We start from the raw sequence: 20,632 nt of genomic DNA on the forward strand, positions 1-20,632 counted from the left end.
ATATTGTATTCACGGATACTTTATAAACCTAATTTTTAATGTATACCCATGAGCGAATTATTAATTTTGGGAGCTATTGTTGTAATAATATTATTGTTTTTCAACAGAGACCGGATCAAAAACAGATTCTTTCCTGAACCACAGAAAAACTATACTATTGATGACAAGTTCAATTCTGATAAACGCGACCGGGAAAAAGAGATCGACAGACTTTTAAGCAAAATGGGCAAAAACGGAGTCAATGATTTATCAGAAAAAGACAGAAAACGACTCGACGAATTATCCAAAATGTAAAAATTAAATACAAGAAATGGAATCTATTATAGTACATCCAAAAAATGCAATGGAGCTTAGTGCACTGAAAAGTGTTCTGAAAGAAATGAACATTAAGTTTGAAAAAGCTCATGTCAAAAGTTCATATAACGGACAGAAAGTGGTCAAGAAAGCCAGCGATAATAAAAATATAAAACCTGCTGCAAAACCTTCAAAACCTAAAGGACAGTAATGAAAAAGATATTAGCGATAACATTTTTAGTGTTGTTGATTGACCAGGCTTCAAAAATTTATATCAAAACTCATTTTGAACTGAATGAAAGTATTCCTGTGGTAAACGGTTTCTTTAACAAGACTTTTGTTGAAAACCCGGGAATGGCTTATGGATTTCATTTCGGAGGAATCATCGGAAAGTACTTTCTGGTAATCCTAAGAGTTTTCCTGATTGGAGGAATGGTATATATGTTTAAAAAATGGTTAAAAGATGGAGCTTCCAATTATCTTTTGATTCCTATGGCTATCATTTTCGCCGGAGCAATCGGAAATCTTATTGACGGAATGTTTTATGGGATGATCTTTGATACCGGAACTGTGTATGATGCCAGTACCGACCGATGGATTGGCTATGGAGGAATCTCTAAGCTTGTTCCTTTCGGACATGGATATTCTACCTTTATGAAAGGCTGTGTAGTAGATATGCTTCACTTCCCGGTAGTAGACTGGTACGTTCCTGAAAGCTGGCCTGTAATAGGAGGAAAACATATTGAATTCTTCAAATATATTTTCAATGTTGCCGACTCTGCCATTACGGTAGGTGCAGCATTCTTGTTAATATTCAGAAAAAAAGCATTCCCGAATGGGCTTGAGTTTTAAAAGATATATTTTCGAATGAAAAAAATAATCAAAAATATTTTTAAAATTTTCCTGCTTCTTCTGGTTGCAGGAATTATTTTTATTGCCTGGGCAAATTACAGCATCAAAAAGGACAGTGAACCTTTCGTTTCCTACAATATCGCTGATCTACCGGAAGCAAAAACGGGTCTGTTACTGGGAACCGGAAAACTTCTGAGCAACGGAATCCCGAATGCTTATTTCTATAACAGAATTGAAGCAGCTGCCAACTTATACAAAAACGGAAAAATACAATACATCATCGTAAGTGGTGATAACAGTACCAAAGACTATAATGAACCTGAAGATATGCAGCTGGCACTGATGCAGCAGGGAGTTCCACAGGATAAAATCATTTTAGACCATGCCGGATTCAGAACACTGGATTCTGTAGTAAGGGCAAAAGATATTTTCAGCCAGAAAAAGCTGGTGATCATTTCTCAGAAATTCCATAATGAAAGAGCCGTTTTTCTAGCCAGAAAAAATGGAATGGAAGCCTTTGGATATAATGCTGCTGATGTGAATAAATATGCAGGGTTAAAGACTAATATGAGAGAGTATGCTGCTAAAGCTAAAGCCTATTGGGATCTTCTTTTCGGGGTAGAACCTAAATTTGGTGGGGAGAAAATTGTGATTCCTTAATTTTTTTAGCCACAGATTACACGGATTTTCACCAATGATTGATGAGAAGATGTTAAAAGGTTGGTGAGTGGGTAGGTTTGGATGGGTTCTCCATTTAAAATGGCTAGGCTAAAGACCACCTCTATTGAATCAAGATATTTAAAGGTAACATCTTTTATCTTTTATCTTTTATCTTTTATCTTTTATCTTTTATCTTTTATCTTTCGTTATTCCCGGCAAACCTCGTAAATTTGCTATTCATTAATTTTTTAATATAAATTTTAAACAAATGTCAAGAATTCTTACCGGCATTCAAGCCACCGGAACACCCCATCTTGGAAATTTATTAGGGGCCATTATTCCTGCTATCGAACTATCCAAGCAGGAAGGAAATGAATCATTTCTATTTATTGCGAATCTTCACACGCTTACCCAGATAAAAGATGCGCAGATTTTAAGACAAAATACCTACGAGATTGCTGCGGCTTGGCTTGCTTGTGGATTAGATACTGAAAAAACATTTTTCTACAGACAAAGTGATATCGCTGAAACCTGTGAACTTTCTTGGCATTTATCATGTTTTTTTCCTTATCAAAGATTAACATTGGCCCATTCATTCAAGGATAAGGCTGACAGACTTCAGGATGTGAATGCAGGTCTCTTTACTTACCCTATTCTGATGGCTGCAGATATTTTACTGTATGATGCAGAGATTGTTCCTGTAGGAAAGGATCAGCTTCAGCATTTGGAAATTGCAAGAGATGTAGCTTCCAGATTCAACAACCAAATGGGAGAAGTTCTTGTTTTACCACAAGCTGAACTTCAGCAGGACACAAAATATGTTCCGGGAACTGATGGGCGTAAAATGTCTAAATCTATGGGAAATATCATCAATATTTTCTTACCTGAAAAAGAGCTGAAAAAACAGATCATGAGCATTGAGTCCGATTCTAAATCTTTGGAAGATCCTAAAGATCCTGAAACGGATAAAACCTTCCAGATCTATGAACTTATTGCTACTCCTGAACAAACAGAAGAGCTAAGAAATAAATATCTTGCCGGAAACTTCGGATACGGACATGCTAAAAAAGAATTGCTTGATCTTATCCTTGTACGTTTTGAGAAGGAAAGAGAAACGTTCGCTTATTATATGAATAATCTTGACGAGCTGGAAGCAAAACTACAGCAAGGTGCTGAGAAAACCAGACCTATCGCACTGGAGACTCTTAAAAGAGTAAGAACAAGCTTAGGGTTTTAATCCTGAGTTATTAATATAAGAAAGCCTTTCGTTTGAAAGGCTTTTTCTATTTATTGTCGTTTTCTGAATACTATTTTCCGTTATTCTTTGTCAGGATAAAGTAATGCATCTGATCTCCAAATTCGTAAGCAATATCCCAGCCAGAGTATTGTTTTATAATGGTTTTAATGATGGACAATCCTAATCCGGTAGACGTATGATCTGACCCCTGTTTATAGAAACGGTTAAAGATCCTGGATTTATCCAAAGGAATAGATGATCCGCTGTTTTGGAATGTTATCCGGCTATTTTCAACGATAATATTCAAAGTTCCTTCTTCATTGTTATATTTAACTGCATTTTTAAGAAGGTTAGACAATAGAATATCAGCAAGATCATGATTAAAATCTGCAACGAATTTTCCTTTCTCTACAACATTGACCTCTACTTTTTTAAATGCAATAAAATCATCATAATTCTGAACTAATTGAGCAATCATTCCATTAAAATCAATGTCTGACGTTTTATTGAACTGACTGTTTTCAATTTTGGAAAGCATTAATAAAGATTTGTTTAAGCCTACCATTCTTCTCAGATCATTTTTAACTTCAGTAAGAAAGGTCAGACTCTTTTTATCAAGGTCATCATTCTGAATCAGAAGATCAATTTTATTAATCACAATAGCCAAGGGAGTCTGAAGTTCGTGGGATGCATTTTCAATAAACTGTTTCTGTTGATAAAAAACAAGCTCGTTACGCTCAATCATTTCATTGATTTCCACATTCAATTCTTCAAACTCAGTGATCTTGTAAATCTGTTTTTCCTGTGAAAAAGGGATTCCGAACTGATATTTTTTAAGTTTATCCAAAATCAGGTAGAACGGTCTCATTGCTTTGTTCAACAGATATCCATTAACAACCACAATACTGATCACCAAAAGGATATAGAGAACACTTAATGCCGTTGTAAGATCATAAATCAATTCGTCCTCTTCTACAGTAGAAGTTCTTATGACAAGTCTCTGCTGATTTTTGAACTGATCAATAAAGTCTGCCTCAAGAACTCTGTAAGGCTGGTCTTTATCATCGTATTCCATATAATACATCTTATTGTAAAGCCTGCTTTTATTCTGGTAATCTTTAGCTTCAATGGGATTGATTTTAAATTCATTGAATCCAAAATCATTATTCTTCAGCAGCTGAGGATTCAGGTAAACAGCTTTTATGATCTGGATCTTTCTATTCTTCAATCCGTCATCCACATTGTCATGCACTTCATCCAGAATGTAAGCATAAAACAACCCTGCCCAAACTGCAATAATAAACAGCAGGATCATGATCAGGTATTTTATGGTATAATATTTTAAAGAGACTTTCATCAGATGAATTTATATCCTATTCCGTACACCGCCTGGAAATCAGCTTCTGCATTGAGTGTTTTTAATTTTTTACGAAGATTTTTAATTTGAGAATAAATAAAATCCAGACTGTCCGCCTGATCGATATAATCTCCCCAGATAGCTTCTGCCAGTGTAGTTTTCTGTAACGTTTTTTCTGGATGGATGACAAAATAATACAGCAAATCATATTCTTTACGGTTAAGAATAAGTTCTTCACTCCCAACTTTCACAGTTCTGTTCTCCGGATCGATGCTTATATTTTTATATCGGATAATATTCTCACCATCCTGATTTTTTCTTCTGATTACAGACTTGATTCTCGCCATTAACTCTGCAAGATGAAAAGGTTTGGCAAGATAATCATCAGCCCCAATTTCCAATCCGGTTACCTTATCATCTACTGAGTCTTTGGCAGAAAGGATGATCACCGGATCTTTCTTGTGCATTTTTTTGATTTCCTTTAGCAGATCAATTCCATTTCCGTCAGGAAGCATGATATCAAGTAAAATACAGTCATATTCATAAGAAATAATTTTCTCCAGCCCGTTGCTGTAATTTTCTGCATATTCCACAATGAAATGTTCTGCCTCCAGAAATTTCTGTACCGTATCTTTCAGTTCGGGCTCATCTTCTACTATTAAAATCTTCATACCTCTGGGTCTATATGCTGCGCGATTAACTTATATCAAATATAGGAAATTATAAGGAGGGAAGCCGGAGATAGGGATACACATCCGAAAGTCTACGAGAATATGATCAGTATAAGGGTTATATGATAAATTACCGATAAGATGTCTACAAAATGGAAATACTCCCTACCTTCTTTCCTCAGGTCCTTTTTCATGGATAATCTAATTTGATTTCACATTACGGCCGTCTGCATCAAAAACAAGACATAGACCGTTCATCAAATGAATTTTGTAAGCGTTATATTTTCTTTCAATAGATTCAATTACGCTGCAAGAATGGTTTCTTGTTATAAATGAAACCATATTCTTTCTAATCTGCGCAGAAGAAATCTTTCTGCCGTTGCTGTTTATTAAATTCCAGTTGACCATACTATTAAAATTTAGTGTTTATATTACTTCTGAATTAATCGTCAATTCTTTTAAAATTTCCGTTTCTGTCAAATTCAAGCTCCAATCCGTTGGAAAGTTCTGCTTTATAAGACCATCTTTTCTTTTCAATCTTGATGATGTAAGTATTGGGAAAGTTTTTCGCACTGTAATTTCTGATTGATGCCGGGATGAAACCATAGGGTAGTTTCTGATGTTTCCCATCCACTTCCTTCCAGTCTCCATTGCTGTCGAACTCCATTTTCATTCCATTGGTCAGATATACTTTATATTCGTCTACTCCATAAATCTCTCTGTCTTCTATGGCTGAGTTTACAGGTATTCCTTTAAAATGACTCCCAAGAAAGTTTTTGGCTGTTCTGGGTAACTGATTTGCATTGATCGCTCTATCCTGAGCAGAAACCAAACCTCCCATTAATAAAAACATGATCATCAATACTCCTGTGATTTCTTTTACATTTTTCATAACATTTAATTTTTCTGTCATTATTATGGAGCAAAGTTGCCAATCAATTTGGGAAAGAATTAGGAACAATTATTTCAGTAAAAAATAAGCAGACTTATGATTTCAAATACTTGGGTTTATTTCTCAATCTATAAAAACAGAAAAACCACTAAGATGATCTTAGTGGTCAATATTATATGTTGGACTTTATGGTCTTACATCTTATAAGTATTCTTTAATCTGCTGAAGATGGGTAATCGCTTTTAACCCTTCCTTCTGCTTATCTTCTTTATAAACATCAAAGAAGATGGCATCCATTCCGAAGTCTGTAGCTCCCATGGCATCTGCAATCCAGTCATCTCCAATCAGAATACTTTCTTCTTTTCTGGCTTCAGAAAGTCCCAAAGAGTACTCAAAAATCCTGGGATTAGGTTTTCTTACTCCCACGGCATCTGCACTGGTAATTGTCTTAAAATAAGGTGCAATTCCGGACAGAGTGCATTTTCTTTCCGTTACATCCTGAAATCCATTGGAAATAATGTGTAATGTATAATTCTTAGCTTTCAGATATTCCAAAACATCTTCAGCTCCTTCTACCAGTTCATTATGACTCACAATATTATCAAGGAAATTTTCTTCAAAATAAAGGGCAAGCTCTTTATTTTCTACTCCAAAATGTTTAAATGAATCATAAAAACGGTGTTCTCTCAAGTACTCCTTGCCAATAATCCCATCTCTGATTTTTTCCCATAAATCTTCGTTGATATCATGGTAAACAGAGTGAAACTCTTCAAAGTCAATATGATACTTTGAAGTAATTTCCTGTTTTTCAAAAAGTTCTTTGATGGTGAGATAGGCATTTCTGCGGTGATCCCAGAGCGTATTATCCAGGTCAAAAAAAACATGCTGCATTTTCATACAGCACAAAGTTAATCATTTTAATTTTTTAAAATTGGATAATTTTTGCTCTTACTTTTCACAATCTCAAGACTTTTAGAAAAATTAAGCAAAAAATCAATGGTTTGTTTCTTAGGTTTCAAAGTTTTCACTTTTAAAGAATCATTTTTTTTCATAGGCGAAGTATGTTTTCTTTAAAACGTGAAATTTTCCAAAATATTATCTATCTGGTTAATATTATATTATTTTCATCCATGATTTTTCTCAGGTTTATCAATGCATATCTTACTCTGCCTAAAGTAGTATTAATGCTCATATCCGTATGATCTGCAATTTCCTTGAAACTCAGCCCGTCAAAAAACCTAAGTTTGATTACTTCTTGCTGATTTTGCGGTAAAAACTGCAGCATCTTTAAAAGATCTTCCTGAATCTGATTCGTCACAAGCTGATCTTCGATATTTTCAGAAGGCTCTCTGATCAAATCAAAGATAGAGTATTCGTCAGTTTCAAAAGTAGTTTCTGAAACTTTGATATTCTTTGCTTTTGATCTGAAATGATCGATGATTAAATTGTAGGAAATCCTTTTCGCCCAAAGAATAAATTTACCTTCTTCGTTATAGCGCCCTTCTTTCAGCATAACAATAATCTTCATGAATGTATCCTGAAAGATATCGTTGGCTAAATCTTGATCATTAATTTTGTAAAAAATGAATGTAAACAGTTCTCTCTGATGTCGGTGAATAAGGGTTGACAATGCACCCTCGTCTCCTTTCTGGTAAAGGGAAATTAGTAAACTATCCGATTTTGATTTCATAACTCTTCTCAATATAAATATTTGTAGACAGGCATTCTACCAGATATTTCATCTGGCTTTTGCTGCATAAACAAAACAGTTCTAGAGTAGAGTCTCTTCTATAGGCGGTAGTACAATTATTATGATGTAAATATAATAATTTTTTAATAACTGTTAACCTATTATTAAATTTTCGAAAGAAAAATTTAATAAAAATCACTTAAACATGTCATGAATGAATACAGTAGGGATATTTAATGTAAAATTAATATTCAGACCTTTCATTTCTTTTCCATTCAATCGGGTGTCTCCGATAGGAAAAGCATAGCCTCCGGTAAGGTCCAGCATACCAAATAAAGTAACTCCTATTTTTGGGGCAATATATTTATTGGTTCCTTCTACTCCTGCTAAAAAGTAATAGGAGTGATAGAAGTCTACATTTTTTTCAAAATTTAGAAGAACATCTGCCTGCAGCTTCGGCATAATAGCAAACTTAGAATCCGCAACTCCCATCAGGGCAGATCCTCCCAATCTGTAAATCACATCATCATTTTTAAGAAAAAGCAACTTCCCTCCTACTTCACCAAAACTTTGATTTTGGTAAGTATACCCCACACTGATCATTTTATGCATGGTATATTGTGCCTTTGCTAATGTACTTAGCAAAAACAGGGAAAGGACAGCAACTACAGTTCGAAAATTCATCATCTTTCTATATTATTAAGGTGTAAAATTAAAAAAAACTGCCTTATCCAAAGATAAAGCAGCCCATTTATTATTTTTTAAAAGGAAAATTAAATTCCGAAAGCGGTTTTAATTTCCTCTACTTTGTCTAATTTCTCCCAAGTAAAGAACTCAAGATCTTTTAAAGTAAGCTCATTTTTCTGTCCTTTATTGAACGTTTTATCAGCTACATAGTGCTCTTTACCCATATGTCCGTAAGAAGCTGTTTCCTGATAAACAGGATTTCTTAATTTTAGGTTCTGCTCAATAGCATAAGGTCTTAAATCAAAAATTGCAGAAACTTTTTTAGCGATCTCACCATCATGAAGGTCTATTTTTGCTGTTCCGTAAGTGTTGATGTATAAACCACAAGGCTCAGCTACCCCAATAGCATAAGAAACCTGTACTAAAACTTCATCAGCTACTCCTGCAGCAACTAAGTTTTTAGCAATATGTCTTGTTGCATAGGCTGCGCTTCTGTCTACTTTAGAAGGATCTTTTCCTGAGAAAGCTCCTCCACCGTGAGCTCCTTTACCACCGTAGGTATCAACAATGATTTTTCTACCTGTAAGGCCTGTATCTCCATGAGGTCCTCCGATTACGAATTTCCCTGTAGGATTGATGTGATATTTAATCTGATCGTTGAATAAAGCTTTGATTTCTTCCGTCTGTTGTGCAACAACTCTTGGAACCAGAATGTTTTTAATATCTTCACGGATTTTGTTCAGCATTTCCTCTTCAGCGGCGAAGTCATCATGCTGAGTAGAAACTACAATAGAATCAATTCTGATAGGTCTGTGGTCATCAGAATATTCAATAGTTACCTGACTTTTTGCATCCGGACGAAGATAAGTGATTTCCTTATTTTCTCTTCTGATGGCAGAAAGTTCTTTCAAAATTGTGTGAGCAAGGTCTAATGCAAGAGGCATATAGTTAGCCGTTTCATTGGTAGCATACCCAAACATCATTCCCTGGTCTCCTGCTCCCTGTGCATTTGCTTTCGCTTCAAAAGATCCATCATTTACAGCTCTGTCAACTCCCTGGTTGATATCAGGTGACTGCTCATGGATAGCAGAGATTACTCCACAAGAATCTCCATTGAACATATATTCACCTTTTGTATACCCAATTCCGTTGATTACTTCTCTGGCAATGGTCTGTACATCAAGATAAGCATCAGATTTTACTTCTCCTGCCAATACCACCTGTCCGGTAGTTACAAGAGTTTCACATGCTACTTTTGAGTTTTTATCGTATGCTAAAAAATGGTCGATTAATGCATCGGAGATTTGATCGGCAATTTTATCCGGATGTCCTTCTGAAACTGATTCAGACGTAAATAAATAAGACATATAATTCTTTTGTTTTTAAAGATTTAAAAAAATAATGTTTGCGAAAAATATGAAATAAATTGCCCAGAAAAAAAGAATACTGTTTTAGCATATTTTTATAGAGGTTGCAATCAGGTCAAATTTTTCCTCGTAATAAACGTCAGCAAATTTAAGTACTATTTTCGTAATACTCAAAAATTTTGTTTATTAATTATAATTTTATTTAAATTGATGATTTCTATCACTTTAAAGCATTACCATTACTGAGGCTTAATGCTTACAAATTCTTTTGGACTTTCGTGATAATTCAGCTTAAGTTCTAAAGAAGTTTTGATAGAATGTGACAATTCATCAATTATTTTTTGCTTAAAAGTTGGCTTATAATAAATAATACTGATTTCTCGGTAAGGGAAAGGTTTTTTGAATCTGAAAACATTTTTCTTCTGTTCTTCTGAAAGCTGGCTCAGTGCAAGCTCCGGCAGAATACTGATTCCTCCTACTTTATCCACCATGTGTACCAAAGTCTGGATATTGGAAGCCAGGAAGTCTAAATTTTTAGGCTTCAATGTATTTTCCTTAAGGTGACAGATATTTTCAAACTGATTTCTAAGACAGTTTCCTTCTTCAAGCAGCCATACTTTCTCTACATTCAAATCCTCCGGAATGATGTAAGAATTCTTTTTGTTGGCTTCTGTATTGGAACTGTAAATCATCAGCTCTTCATTGAATAAGAAATCCTGATAAAACTCGTCAGCTGTATCATAAGGAGTTGAGATAATTCCCGCATCCAGTTCTCCGGCTTTTAGAGCTTTAATAATATTATCAGTTGTCATTTCTTTTACATTCATCTGGATCTTTGGATTATCTTCAAGGAATTTGAAAATTTCCGTAGGCAGAATGAAAGAAGAAACAGTAGGAATAATTCCCAGATTAAGAGTTCCTCCTAAAATATTATTCAAAAGGTTCGCTTTGTTTCTCAGCTCATTGACAGATTCTATAATTACTTTTGCCTGATCAATAATCTGCAGCCCTACATCTGTGGTACGAATTGGGTGGGTAGTTCTGTCGAAAACCTTTACATCCAGTTCATCCTCAAATTTCTGTATCATGGCACTTAACGTAGGTTGTGTAATAAAACATGCCTGGGCTGCTTTACCAAAATGTTTATACTTATCAACAGCGATAAGATACTCCAGTTGCTGAATGTTCATTTGATTAATATTATCTATTACAAAGATATAACGTTTTTGTTATTAGCAATTAAAAATTCAAGTAAATTTGATATTCATTACCTTTACACTTCGATTTAGAAAAAAGAAAAAGAATTATTCAAATCATCAATTATATGGATTCTAAAAAATTAACGTTAAGCAACGGCGCACCTTACTTTGAGCATCAGGATTCACAGACGGTAGGACCAAGAGGCCCGGTATTGCTGCAAGACTTTATTCTTCAGGAAAATCTTGCCCATTTCGTTAGGGAAAGAATTCCTGAAAGAATAGTGCACGCCAAAGGAAGCGGAGCATACGGAACCTTTACCGTAACCCATGATATCAGCCAGTACACAAAAGCAAAGCTGTTTTCGAAAGTAGGAAATTCATGCAGAATGTTTGCACGATTCTCTACTGTAGGAGGAGAAAAAGGAAGCGCAGATACCGCAAGAGACCCTAGAGGTTTTGCTTTAAAATTTTATACAGAAGATGGGAACTGGGATCTTGTAGGAAATAATACTCCGGTATTCTTTATTAAGGATGCAAAAAAATTTCCGGATTTTATTCATACCCAAAAAAGGCTTCCAAAAACCAATTTAAAAAGCGCCACCATGATGTGGGATTTCTGGAGTTTAAATCCTGAATCACTTCATCAGGTTCTTATACTAATGTCAGACAGAGGAACGCCATACGGATACAGACATATGCATGGATTTGGGTCTCATACTTTCTCTATGATCAATGATAATAATGAAAGAGTATGGGTAAAATTTCATTTCAAAACAAAACAGGGAGTAAAAAACTTCACTGATGAGGAAGCTGTAAAAATGGCAGGAGAAAACCCGGATTTCGCTCAGGAAGATCTTTGCAATGCGATTGAAAATGGAGACTTCCCGAAATGGACTCTATACATCCAGGTGATGACCGAAGAGCAGGCAAAAGATTTCAGATGGAATCCTTTTGATGTAACCAAAGTATGGTTCCACGATGACTTCCCATTGATTGAGGTAGGAGAAATGGAACTTAATGAAGTTCCTGTTAATTATTTTGCTCATGTTGAACAGTCTACTTTTTCACCAAGCAGCCTGATTAACGGAATTAGTTTCTCCCCTGACAAAATGCTGCAGGGAAGATTATTCTCCTATCCTGATGCACACCGTTACAGAGTGGGCGTCAATGCACATCAGCTGGAAGTGAACAGATGTCCTTTTGCAGTCAATAATTATCAAAGAGATGGTTATATGGCAGACTCAAGCTCTTATCAGGATAAACCCAATTACCATCCGAACAGTTTCGATGATATCAATGCGGATTCTGATTACAAAAGCTTTGAGTATGAACTAGACAGTGCTCATGTAGCGAGCTACAACAGAAATGATAATGACAGTGATCATTATACTCAACCCGGACTGCTTTATTCAAAAGCAATGGATGCGGAAGACAGAAATCGTTTGATCCAAAATATTATTGGCAGCATGCAAGGCATCAGCGGGCCGAAAAAAGATGAGATTATCAACCGACAATTATGTCACTTTTTCCGTGCCAATATTGAGCTTGGCATGAAAGTGGCTTCTCAGCTAAACGTCAATATTGATGCAAATATGATGAATCATTCCAAATAATCATATTGAATAATAAATTAAAAAAAAGGAAAAAAAAATAATATTTTTTCCTTTTTTTTGCAAAAAATTCATAATTTGCAAAGGATGATATTTTAAAGTGGAAAAATGAGTTACGACAACATATTATTAAAAAAAGAAGATAAATTATCTATCATTACCATAAACAGACCTGAAAGTTTAAATGCTTTAAATGCAAAAACAATTCAGGAAATCAGTACCGCACTGGATGAGCTTAAAGCTGACAACTCCTGCAGGGTAATTATCCTTACAGGAAGTGGAGAAAAATCTTTTGTAGCAGGTGCTGACATCAAGGAATTCAGCGACTTCGGACAGGAAAAAGCGGAAGAACTTGCAAGAAACGGACAAAATACATTGTTCAATAAAATTGAAAATATGTCTAAACCTGTTATTGCAGCCGTAAACGGTTTTGCATTAGGAGGAGGTTTAGAGCTTGCCATGGCATGCCACATCAGATATGCATCGGAAAACGCCAGACTAGGGCTTCCTGAAGTAACTCTTGGATTAATCCCGGGATACGGCGGAACTCAAAGGCTTCCAAAGCTTGTAGGAAAAGGTATTGCCAACGAAATGATCTTCTCTGCCAAAATGATCCCTGCTCAAAAAGCAAAAGAGATCGGACTGGTAAATGAAGTATATCCTATTGAAGAACTATTAACCAAAACGAAAGAATTAGCAAATACGATTGCCCACAATTCACCAATGGCAATCTCGAAGGCTATAAATGCCGTGAATTTATCTGACACGGAGAAAGGTTTTGAAACTGAAATTAAATATTTTGGGGAACTTTTTGAAATGGAAGATAAGAAAGAAGGAGTTACTGCGTTTCTAGAGAAGAGAAGACCTAACTTCTAAATCTTTTTAAAAGATTTTAATCCAAATTATTTCGAAAAAAAACAATGCTGCGGTATGAATAAGTTTGATAAAGCTTATCTAAAAATGGCTCAGGAATGGGCAAAACTCTCCTACTGTAAGAGAAAACAGGTAGGGGCTCTTATCGTAAAAGATAGGATGATTATTTCAGATGGTTACAACGGAACTCCTTCGGGATTCGAAAACTGCTGTGAAGATGGAGAAGGGAAAACACACTGGTACGTATTGCATGCTGAAGCCAACGCTATATTAAAGCTGGCTGCTTCTACTCAATCTGCAAAAGGAGCAACGTTATATCTGACGCTGTCTCCTTGTAAAGAATGTAGTAAGCTGATTCTGCAGGCAGGAATTGCGAGACTGGTGTACATTAATGAGTATTCGGATGACGATGGAATATCATTCCTGAGAAACCATAATATTGAAATAGAACAAATATCGGACTGTGAACTAAAAAAATAAGCACAAATGACTTGGGATGAAAAGATCAAAGATTTTGAAATATTTCTTCGTTTCGAAAGAAATTTTTCAGAAAACACTCTCGACGCCTACGTTCGGGACATTAAGAAATTAAAAGAGTATGCAAAAGAAGATCTGGCAAACGTCGGCCCAGAATCTATCGGTTACGAAAACCTGCAGGAATACATTTTCAATCTTTCTAAACAGAAATTCAGTGAGAGATCACAGGCAAGGTGGATATCTTCCATCAAAGCCTTTTTCAAATTTCTGCTAGAGGATGAATATCGTGAAGACAATCCTGCGGCGTTACTTGAAGGCCCTAAACTGGGATTGTATCTACCTGATACCTTAAGCCTGTCTGATATCAACAAAATTATCGCTGCTATTGAAGTCAATACAGATCTTGGAAAAAGAAACCACTGCATCATAGAGGTACTCTATGGGTGCGGACTTCGTGTTTCTGAACTGATTGATCTTAAGATTTCCAATATCAACTTTAAAGAGCAATACATCAAGGTAAATGGAAAAGGAAACAAAACCCGTTTTGTTCCTTTGGCCGACTATACCGCAGATCTGCTTGAAAGTTATATCAAAGAGGTACGTTCTAAGGGTAAAATCAATAAGAAATATGAAGACACTCTGTTTTTGAACAGCCGTGGGACATCTATGTCCAGAGTGATCGTGTTTCTTATTATTAAAGAACTTACAGATAAAGCAGGGGTTAACAAAAAAATATCTCCACACACCTTCAGACATTCATTTGCTACGCATTTACTGCAGAATGGAGCAGACCTCCGTTATATTCAGGAAATGCTGGGACATTCCAGTATTACAACAACGGAAATCTATACGCATCTGAAAACAGAAGAATTAAGGGATGTTATTTTGAGTTATCACCCGAGAAATATTAATATTGCTCAATGAAATTATTGAAATATTGCCCAAGCTGTGGCAAAGAGTCCTTACATTGGGATGGCGAAAAGAAATGGAGCTGTCCGGAATGTGGTTTTACTCTGTATAACAATGTGGCAGGCGCTGTAGCGGTTGTCATCAGATGTGGTGATGAAATCTATCTTACACGAAGAAACAGAGATCCTAAAAAAGGAAAACTAGATCTTGCTGGAGGATTCGTTGACCCTAAAGAAAGTGCAGAAGAAAGCTGTAAAAGAGAACTTTTTGAAGAACTTCAGCTTGATATCGATATTTCAAACCTGAAATACCTTACCAGCCTTCCTAACATCTATCAATACAAGGAAATTGATTACAATACTATCGATCTCTTTTATGAGTATAATGTTTCGGAAAAGTTTGAGGTAAATCTTGAACTCTCAGAGATCTCAGAAGCGGTATGGATTCCTTTACAGGAGCTAGACCTTGAAGACCTTGCTTTTGATTCTCAGAAGAGATTTTTTGAGAGCTATTTAAAGAAATAATTTTTGTAATATATTCTCTCGCAGACTTTGCAGATTAAGCAGATTGTTAGAATACAACCATTTGCCGGATCCGCAAAATCTGCGAGAGTTTTATTTTAATCTTAGAATGAATTGAACATTGAAGAATAAAGCGTTGAGAATTCTCTCAGCCTTTTCATTTTTTCAAGCATTACGCTCAAAACTAATAGGTTTCAGTTTTCAGCATTTCTTCAAAATACTGAATCAGCAATGCTCTTTCGGCTTCTGAAAGATTAGCTTCTTTATGATAAACGATATAACCAGGCATTGGCATTGCCTTGCTTTGGATAGTCTGAATAGATTTAGTAATCATATTCTTTTTCAAATCCTTATTATATGTTTCCCAGGTAGAAAAATTAAGATGTTCTCTGCCTTCATTGACATGGCTTTTTACAGACCATGAAACAGGTGCGATAAAAGCATATTTCGGATAAACGGTTTCATTGGAGTGGCAGTCATAACATGCATTTTTAAGCAGTGTTTTTACTTTTTCCGGTGCTTTCCTTGCATCAACGAAGTTCGTGGCAGAATCAACAGGCTTATTCGTCCTGTCAATAGGAAAAAACTGAATCAGGGCAAACGCTACCAATGTCCAAAATATTATTTTCTTAGCCATTTTCATCTGTTTACTTTGACGGAGTTAAAACGGCATTACCGGACTTAAATTCTTTTTTCAATACTTGTTTCGTAGCAGCAGGTTCCACAGGCTGAGAAGTTTCTGATGACGAAGCTGGAGGTGAAGTTGGAGTCGAAGCTGGTGCTGGAGTTGAAGAAGTTGATTTAGGACTGTCAAGTGTTCTGGTATCCTTCAGATCCCAATCTTCTCTTGTTTCCCACAATCCTCTTACGATCACTTTTTTATGGAAAATATAAGCATCTTCCGCAAAAATGTCATTGGCGAAATCGGCTTCATCCCAATATTTATTTCCGTTATTATCTACCAGAATTCTTACAATGTATTCCCCTGGTTTCAATATATCAAACTTTACTTTATCTCCTTTTATATATTTCTGATAAGCTATTTTATCAGAAGAATCCACCATCTGAATCCAGTAATTTGCAGCCGGAGCATTCTGAATAGAGAATTCAACGCTTCCAAACTGGTCTATTTTAGCAACATCAAAGTCAAAACGCTTTGACTGGGTATTTTTTGTATAGAATGAAGATACAGTTTCCTTAGGAACAGTAAGCTCATAGCTTTTTCCCATCACAAAATCTGATTGAACATGAATCTGATAAGGATTTGTTTCCGAAATTTTAGCAGTGAATGGTAAAGTGGTTAAGCTGTCCCCTTTAATCTTTAACGTCCATTTTGAAGGATCAATTTTATCAACAATATAATTTGATGCAATTTTCAAATCTGCCTTTGGAGCAATTGAAGTTCCGTCATTATCACTAAAGACATTCATTGCATTCTTCTTATTGTATCTGTAAAATAAAGAAACGCTGTAGGCACTATCTTTTTTCGGGCCTTTATTGTGAGTGAAGGTGAGTTTTTCATTGGCTGTCTGCCCCACATCATCTTTTACAGCATCAAACCATATTCTTACCGAGTCGGATTTTGGATTGTGTGTTATTTTAAGATCCTTTATTTTCTCATTCAGTGACTGAACTTTTACTTCGTCAGGATTTCCTTCGAATGACATTAAAATTCCGCCCGCAATTTCTTTCATATCCGAATACTTCACAGCCTTTCTGGAAGGATATACCTTTAAATTCAATCCTGAAACGGATTTTTCAACATCTATCGGATCTTTCTGGAACCCAACTTTTTCTTTTCCTGGGTCGTACATAGAGTTTCCGTTTTCATCATCAAAAGCGATAATTTTATATTTCCCCGGGGTCAGATAATTCAATTCATAATATCCATCTTCATCTACTTTTGTAATGTAGTAAGGTTTTTTCTTGTAATCCATTGTATCTTTTACCTGATACAATCCAACTACAAGTTTATTTTCCGTTGTTGTGCCCGTTTTCTTTTTGATATCCATTGCATCTTTTACCTCACCGCTGATGTAAAGATCATCCAGTTTGTCTCCCGTGGAAAAAGCAAAATTGAAATACCTCAGTATATTCGACTCATTATTATCTACAATAGAATTTCCGAAATTGAAATTATAGGTTGTATTGGCCTGAAGAGTGTCTGTCCATTGGATCAGCACAAATTTGTTGGCTATATTGGAAGGAAGAATTCTCGTTATCCCTTTAATTGGAGGTGAAATAATCAGGTTTTTATTGATATCTTTCAATGTCACATACTCATCAAAATCCAGACGGAGTTCGTGAATATCTTTTTTAACATTAATTCTTGTAGTATCAATGTTTGAACTTAAAAACCTTGGTGCTAAAGTATCCTTAGGCCCTCCAACAGGAGATCCCACTCTTGCACATGAATGTACAAGAAAGCAGATAACAAATAATAAAAGAAACCTTTTCATGAAAATGTTTAGGCAAAAATAAACATTATTCTCCAAAAACTTCCTGTCCGGAATTTAAAGTATCTTTATTGTCATGCATAACAGTATGCAGCTTCTCCTTTTGTAAAGGAAAATCTTCAAATAATCCTGATAAAGCAAGGGCTGTATATACTTTGTTTGAATATTTGTTTCCTATAGCAACAATAGTAACTTTAGATTTTAAAAGATGGGCAAATACAGAGTTTGTACCATGCCACCAGCCGTTGTGATACGTTAGCTTTTCACCATTATCAAAAATTTTCATCCTGAATCCTAATCCATAATTATTCATTCCTGCCTTTTCATTGCTGTAAGGAGCAAAAACCATCTCCATCAGTTCTGACTTCAGGAAATTTTTCGAATACATTGCTTTTGAGAAGTTGTACAAATCTCTTGGGGTAGTATATACATTTTTATCACCATAAATAAGATCCAATCTGTCCAGAGGATACAATTTATTTCCTCCATAATAGAAAGACTGTGACGCTGTAGGAATATCTTTTTCCTGGAAGATGTACGTATTATTCATTTTCAGCGGAGTGAAAACCATTTCTTTCATTGCCTGCGGGAAAGGAGTTTTTGTTACTTTCTCAATCAATAAAGCCAATAAAGCAAAGTTGGTATTACAGTACATAAATCCTGTATCGGTATCTCTTGCCAGATCAGGTTTGTATTTGATAATCATATTCAATACATCCTGATTCGTAATAAATTGTTTGGAAAGTTCTGCCGGTGCGGGCTGTATTTTGGTAATAAAATATTCGTATTTCGGAAGCCCGCTCCTTTGGTCCAACAAAGTCTGAACGGTAACATTCGGATATGGGAACCCCGGAAAAAACTGAGTAAGATGATCTGTAAACTTTATTTTCCCAGCCTCAATCAGTTTCATCATCGCCATCGCCGTTAATGTTTTTGAAACCGAAGCTACGTGCAATGGTGTATTTTTATCAATCGGCATCTGATTACCTTCTCTTCCGAAGCCTCTATAGTTTTCGTAAAGAATTTCATCTCCTTTAGCAACCAGAATTCCACCGCTAAGGTTACCTTCTTCCCATATTTTTTTGTAATACTGATCTATATAGCTTACCGTTGTCTGTTTGTTCAAAAGCTGCCCGTCACCTTTGACGAAAATACTTCCGAAGTCTACATTTCCATAGTTGGGCAGATTAGTCGTGTTTTCAGCTGAAACTTCTTTGGCTTCAGACTTTTTTTTACAGGAAAATATCGATAAAAGAACAGTTAGGATAAGTACAAAATTACGCTTCGTCATGAGATTCAAAATGAGCGGCAATTTAATAAAACTCAAAAATAAATAATAACCAAGAGAGGGACATTATGAATTATTTAACATAAATAAAAGGAAAAGTAAAATTTGACGGGGCAAAATCATAAAAAAAGCGAATTCACTTTTTGTAAATCCGCCTTTTATCTTTTTATTTTTCTTTTTCTAACAATGTGAAGCAACAATTTTATCTACAATAAATTGAGCCAGCTTTTCTTTGCTTTGATGGGTCCAGCCGGCAATATGCGGCGTAACAATTGCTTTTTCAGATTCAAGAAGGTATTTTAAATCTTCATTTTCTGTTTCAATATGCTCAAAGGAAGATTTTTCGTATTCTAATACATCCAGACAAGTGCCTTTTACCTTTCCTGACTTCAACGCTTCTACTAAATTTTTAGTTTTCACATTCTTTCCTCTTGCCGTATTGACAAAATAGAAGTCGTTTTTCATTTCTGCGATGAACGTTTCATCGATAAGATAATGTGTTTCTGAAGTCAAAGGAATATGCAGACTCAAAACCTCAGCAGACTGCTTCAATTCTTCCAGTGAAACCTGTGTTGCATATTCATCCGAAAGGCCAGGAAGCAGATCATGGAAGACCACTTTGCATCCGAACCCCGAAAGTCTTTTAGCGGTAGCTTTTCCCATATTTCCATATCCAATAAGTCCTACTGTTTTCCCCAACAATTCATCTCCTCTGTTCTCTTCACGTTTCCATATCCCGTTTTTCACCTCCAGAGAAGCAATAAAAAGTCTGTTCATGATCACAAGCAGCATTCCTACCACATGTTCTGCTACAGAATCTCTGTTCCCTTCCGGAGAATTGATCAGTTGAATTCCTAGTTTCTCAGCAACAGGAATATCAATATTTTCCATTCCCGCTCCTACTCTTGCAATAAATTTCAGATTCTTACCTTTTTCCAGAAAGTTTTGGTCTAATGGAATACGGCTTCTGATGATAATCCCATCGTAATTTTCAATTTTATCACAAACCTCATCATAAGACGATGTAAAATCCTCTTCCAAAATAAAATTCTGAGCCAAAAGCTGTTCTGTAATAAGAGGATGGTTTTTATCTAAAAGAAGTATTTTCATAGTTTAAACACAAATGTCACTAATTGATTTCACAAATAACACAAATTACAAGGTACCGTTAATCACTCTTTTCACTCCATTTTTAAACTGGATTGTATTAAAGTTGATCAACATACCAAGCTTACAATTGCTTAAACGAAGGTAGGTAAGTATCTGCGCCAGATGAATATCATGCAAAGATTCTACAGATTTTATTTCCAGCACAAATTTTTCTTCAATCAAAAAGTCAAGTCTATAGCCAACATCCATTTTCACCTCATCATAAACTAATGGCATTGGTTTTTGCCTTTCTACAAGAATATCATGTTTATTTAATTCATAAAACAGACATTCTTCATAGGCACTTTCCAAAAGTCCTGGTCCCAATGACTTATGAACTGTATATCCTGCTTCGTAAACAATTTTTGATATATCGTTTTCAGAAATATCCATTTTAATATTTTTTTTCATGTGACCTTACACAAACCATTTGTGAAAATTTG

At 35.4% G+C, this 20,632-nt stretch carries 24 protein-coding genes and 1 pseudogene; 10 read left to right on the forward strand and 15 right to left on the reverse strand.

What is annotated here, in order from left to right; genetic code table 11:
- The first annotated feature begins 48 nt into the window (after positions 1–48).
- The 5 genes from GFU89_RS17550 to trpS all read left to right on the forward strand — a co-directional run bounded on the left by GFU89_RS17550 (position 49) and on the right by trpS (position 3,043).
- Complete coding sequence (locus tag GFU89_RS17550; RefSeq protein ID WP_318848372.1) at positions 49–294, forward strand: DUF6576 domain-containing protein; 246 nt, start codon at positions 49–51, stop codon at positions 292–294.
- A 16-nt stretch (positions 295–310) separates the two neighbouring features.
- The gene (locus tag GFU89_RS17555) at positions 311–505 is read left to right on the forward strand and encodes a DUF2683 family protein (protein WP_318848373.1); all 195 of its coding nucleotides are present in this window, start codon (positions 311–313) and stop codon (positions 503–505) included.
- On the forward strand, positions 505–1,146 hold the full coding sequence (locus GFU89_RS17560) for a lipoprotein signal peptidase (RefSeq protein WP_318848374.1): 642 nt from the start codon (positions 505–507) through the stop codon (positions 1,144–1,146). The genes GFU89_RS17555 and GFU89_RS17560 overlap by 1 nt, the downstream gene beginning before the upstream one ends.
- A 15-nt stretch (positions 1,147–1,161) precedes the next feature.
- The gene (locus GFU89_RS17565) at positions 1,162–1,806 is read left to right on the forward strand and encodes a vancomycin high temperature exclusion protein (protein ID WP_318848375.1); all 645 of its coding nucleotides are present in this window, start codon (positions 1,162–1,164) and stop codon (positions 1,804–1,806) included.
- A gap of 268 nt (positions 1,807–2,074) precedes the next feature.
- Positions 2,075–3,043, forward strand: coding sequence for a tryptophan--tRNA ligase (gene trpS, locus GFU89_RS17570; protein ID WP_318848376.1), 969 nt, complete (start codon positions 2,075–2,077; stop codon positions 3,041–3,043).
- A 70-nt stretch (positions 3,044–3,113) separates the two neighbouring features.
- Here the strand turns inward: trpS and GFU89_RS17575 are convergent, their stop codons facing one another.
- From GFU89_RS17575 to GFU89_RS17620, 10 genes and pseudogenes are all read right to left on the reverse strand, one after another.
- Positions 3,114–4,400, reverse strand: a complete 1,287-nt coding sequence (locus tag GFU89_RS17575; protein ID WP_318848377.1) for a HAMP domain-containing sensor histidine kinase — start codon at positions 4,398–4,400, stop codon at positions 3,114–3,116.
- On the reverse strand, positions 4,400–5,071 hold the full coding sequence (locus tag GFU89_RS17580) for a response regulator transcription factor (protein ID WP_318848378.1): 672 nt from the start codon (positions 5,069–5,071) through the stop codon (positions 4,400–4,402). The genes GFU89_RS17575 and GFU89_RS17580 overlap by 1 nt, the downstream gene beginning before the upstream one ends.
- A gap of 201 nt (positions 5,072–5,272) precedes the next feature.
- Positions 5,273–5,482 (reverse strand): annotated as a pseudogene (locus GFU89_RS17585) (PepSY-like domain-containing protein); the annotation flags it as partial.
- Between the two features lie 31 nt (positions 5,483–5,513).
- Entirely contained in the window at positions 5,514–5,963 is a 450-nt protein-coding gene (locus GFU89_RS17590) for a PepSY-like domain-containing protein (RefSeq protein ID WP_318848380.1), read from the reverse strand.
- A gap of 201 nt (positions 5,964–6,164) precedes the next feature.
- Entirely contained in the window at positions 6,165–6,860 is a 696-nt protein-coding gene (locus GFU89_RS17595; RefSeq protein ID WP_318848381.1) for a YjjG family noncanonical pyrimidine nucleotidase, read from the reverse strand.
- Between the two features lie 20 nt (positions 6,861–6,880).
- Positions 6,881–7,015 carry a hypothetical protein gene (locus GFU89_RS17600; protein WP_318848382.1) on the reverse strand — a complete coding sequence of 45 codons (135 nt, stop codon included), beginning with the start codon at positions 7,013–7,015 and terminating at the stop codon, positions 6,881–6,883.
- A 47-nt stretch (positions 7,016–7,062) separates the two neighbouring features.
- Positions 7,063–7,653, reverse strand: coding sequence for an RNA polymerase sigma factor (locus GFU89_RS17605; RefSeq protein WP_318848383.1), 591 nt, complete (start codon positions 7,651–7,653; stop codon positions 7,063–7,065).
- 195 nt (positions 7,654–7,848) lie between these two features.
- Positions 7,849–8,340 carry a hypothetical protein gene (locus GFU89_RS17610; protein ID WP_318848384.1) on the reverse strand — a complete coding sequence of 164 codons (492 nt, stop codon included), beginning with the start codon at positions 8,338–8,340 and terminating at the stop codon, positions 7,849–7,851.
- Positions 8,341–8,426: 86 nt separating this feature from the next.
- Entirely contained in the window at positions 8,427–9,707 is a 1,281-nt protein-coding gene (gene metK / locus GFU89_RS17615; protein WP_318848385.1) for a methionine adenosyltransferase, read from the reverse strand.
- A gap of 239 nt (positions 9,708–9,946) precedes the next feature.
- A complete protein-coding gene (locus tag GFU89_RS17620; protein WP_318848386.1) occupies positions 9,947–10,897 on the reverse strand; it encodes a LysR substrate-binding domain-containing protein in 951 nt (316 codons plus the stop codon).
- 134 nt (positions 10,898–11,031) lie between these two features.
- Between GFU89_RS17620 and GFU89_RS17625 the strand changes: the two genes are divergently transcribed.
- From GFU89_RS17625 to GFU89_RS17645, 5 genes are all read left to right on the forward strand, one after another.
- On the forward strand, positions 11,032–12,519 hold the full coding sequence (locus GFU89_RS17625) for a catalase (protein ID WP_318848387.1): 1,488 nt from the start codon (positions 11,032–11,034) through the stop codon (positions 12,517–12,519).
- Positions 12,520–12,624: 105 nt separating this feature from the next.
- The gene (locus GFU89_RS17630) at positions 12,625–13,392 is read left to right on the forward strand and encodes an enoyl-CoA hydratase-related protein (RefSeq protein ID WP_318848388.1); all 768 of its coding nucleotides are present in this window, start codon (positions 12,625–12,627) and stop codon (positions 13,390–13,392) included.
- A gap of 54 nt (positions 13,393–13,446) precedes the next feature.
- Positions 13,447–13,869, forward strand: a complete 423-nt coding sequence (locus tag GFU89_RS17635; RefSeq protein WP_076356921.1) for a deoxycytidylate deaminase — start codon at positions 13,447–13,449, stop codon at positions 13,867–13,869.
- A gap of 6 nt (positions 13,870–13,875) precedes the next feature.
- Positions 13,876–14,790 (forward strand): site-specific tyrosine recombinase XerD, encoded by a 915-nt coding sequence (xerD, locus tag GFU89_RS17640; RefSeq protein WP_318848389.1) that lies wholly within the window; start codon positions 13,876–13,878, stop codon positions 14,788–14,790.
- Positions 14,787–15,299, forward strand: coding sequence for an NUDIX hydrolase (locus tag GFU89_RS17645; protein ID WP_318848390.1), 513 nt, complete (start codon positions 14,787–14,789; stop codon positions 15,297–15,299). Before xerD ends, GFU89_RS17645 begins: the two co-directional genes overlap by 4 nt.
- A gap of 181 nt (positions 15,300–15,480) precedes the next feature.
- On the opposite strand, the gene GFU89_RS17650 is transcribed toward GFU89_RS17645, so the two are convergent.
- From GFU89_RS17650 to GFU89_RS17670, 5 genes are all read right to left on the reverse strand, one after another.
- The gene (locus tag GFU89_RS17650) at positions 15,481–15,939 is read right to left on the reverse strand and encodes a heme-binding domain-containing protein (RefSeq protein WP_318848391.1); all 459 of its coding nucleotides are present in this window, start codon (positions 15,937–15,939) and stop codon (positions 15,481–15,483) included.
- Between the two features lie 4 nt (positions 15,940–15,943).
- On the reverse strand, positions 15,944–17,755 hold the full coding sequence (locus GFU89_RS17655) for an Ig-like domain-containing protein (protein ID WP_318848392.1): 1,812 nt from the start codon (positions 17,753–17,755) through the stop codon (positions 15,944–15,946).
- Between the two features lie 25 nt (positions 17,756–17,780).
- Complete coding sequence (locus GFU89_RS17660; protein ID WP_318848393.1) at positions 17,781–19,043, reverse strand: serine hydrolase domain-containing protein; 1,263 nt, start codon at positions 19,041–19,043, stop codon at positions 17,781–17,783.
- A gap of 177 nt (positions 19,044–19,220) precedes the next feature.
- Positions 19,221–20,150, reverse strand: coding sequence for a 2-hydroxyacid dehydrogenase (locus GFU89_RS17665; protein ID WP_318848394.1), 930 nt, complete (start codon positions 20,148–20,150; stop codon positions 19,221–19,223).
- A gap of 45 nt (positions 20,151–20,195) precedes the next feature.
- A complete protein-coding gene (locus GFU89_RS17670; protein ID WP_318848395.1) occupies positions 20,196–20,582 on the reverse strand; it encodes a GxxExxY protein in 387 nt (128 codons plus the stop codon).
- Positions 20,583–20,632 lie beyond the last annotated feature (50 nt).

The sequence above is a fragment of the Chryseobacterium sp. JV558 genome (assembly GCF_033712365.1).
GTDB lineage: Bacteria > Bacteroidota > Bacteroidia > Flavobacteriales > Weeksellaceae > Chryseobacterium.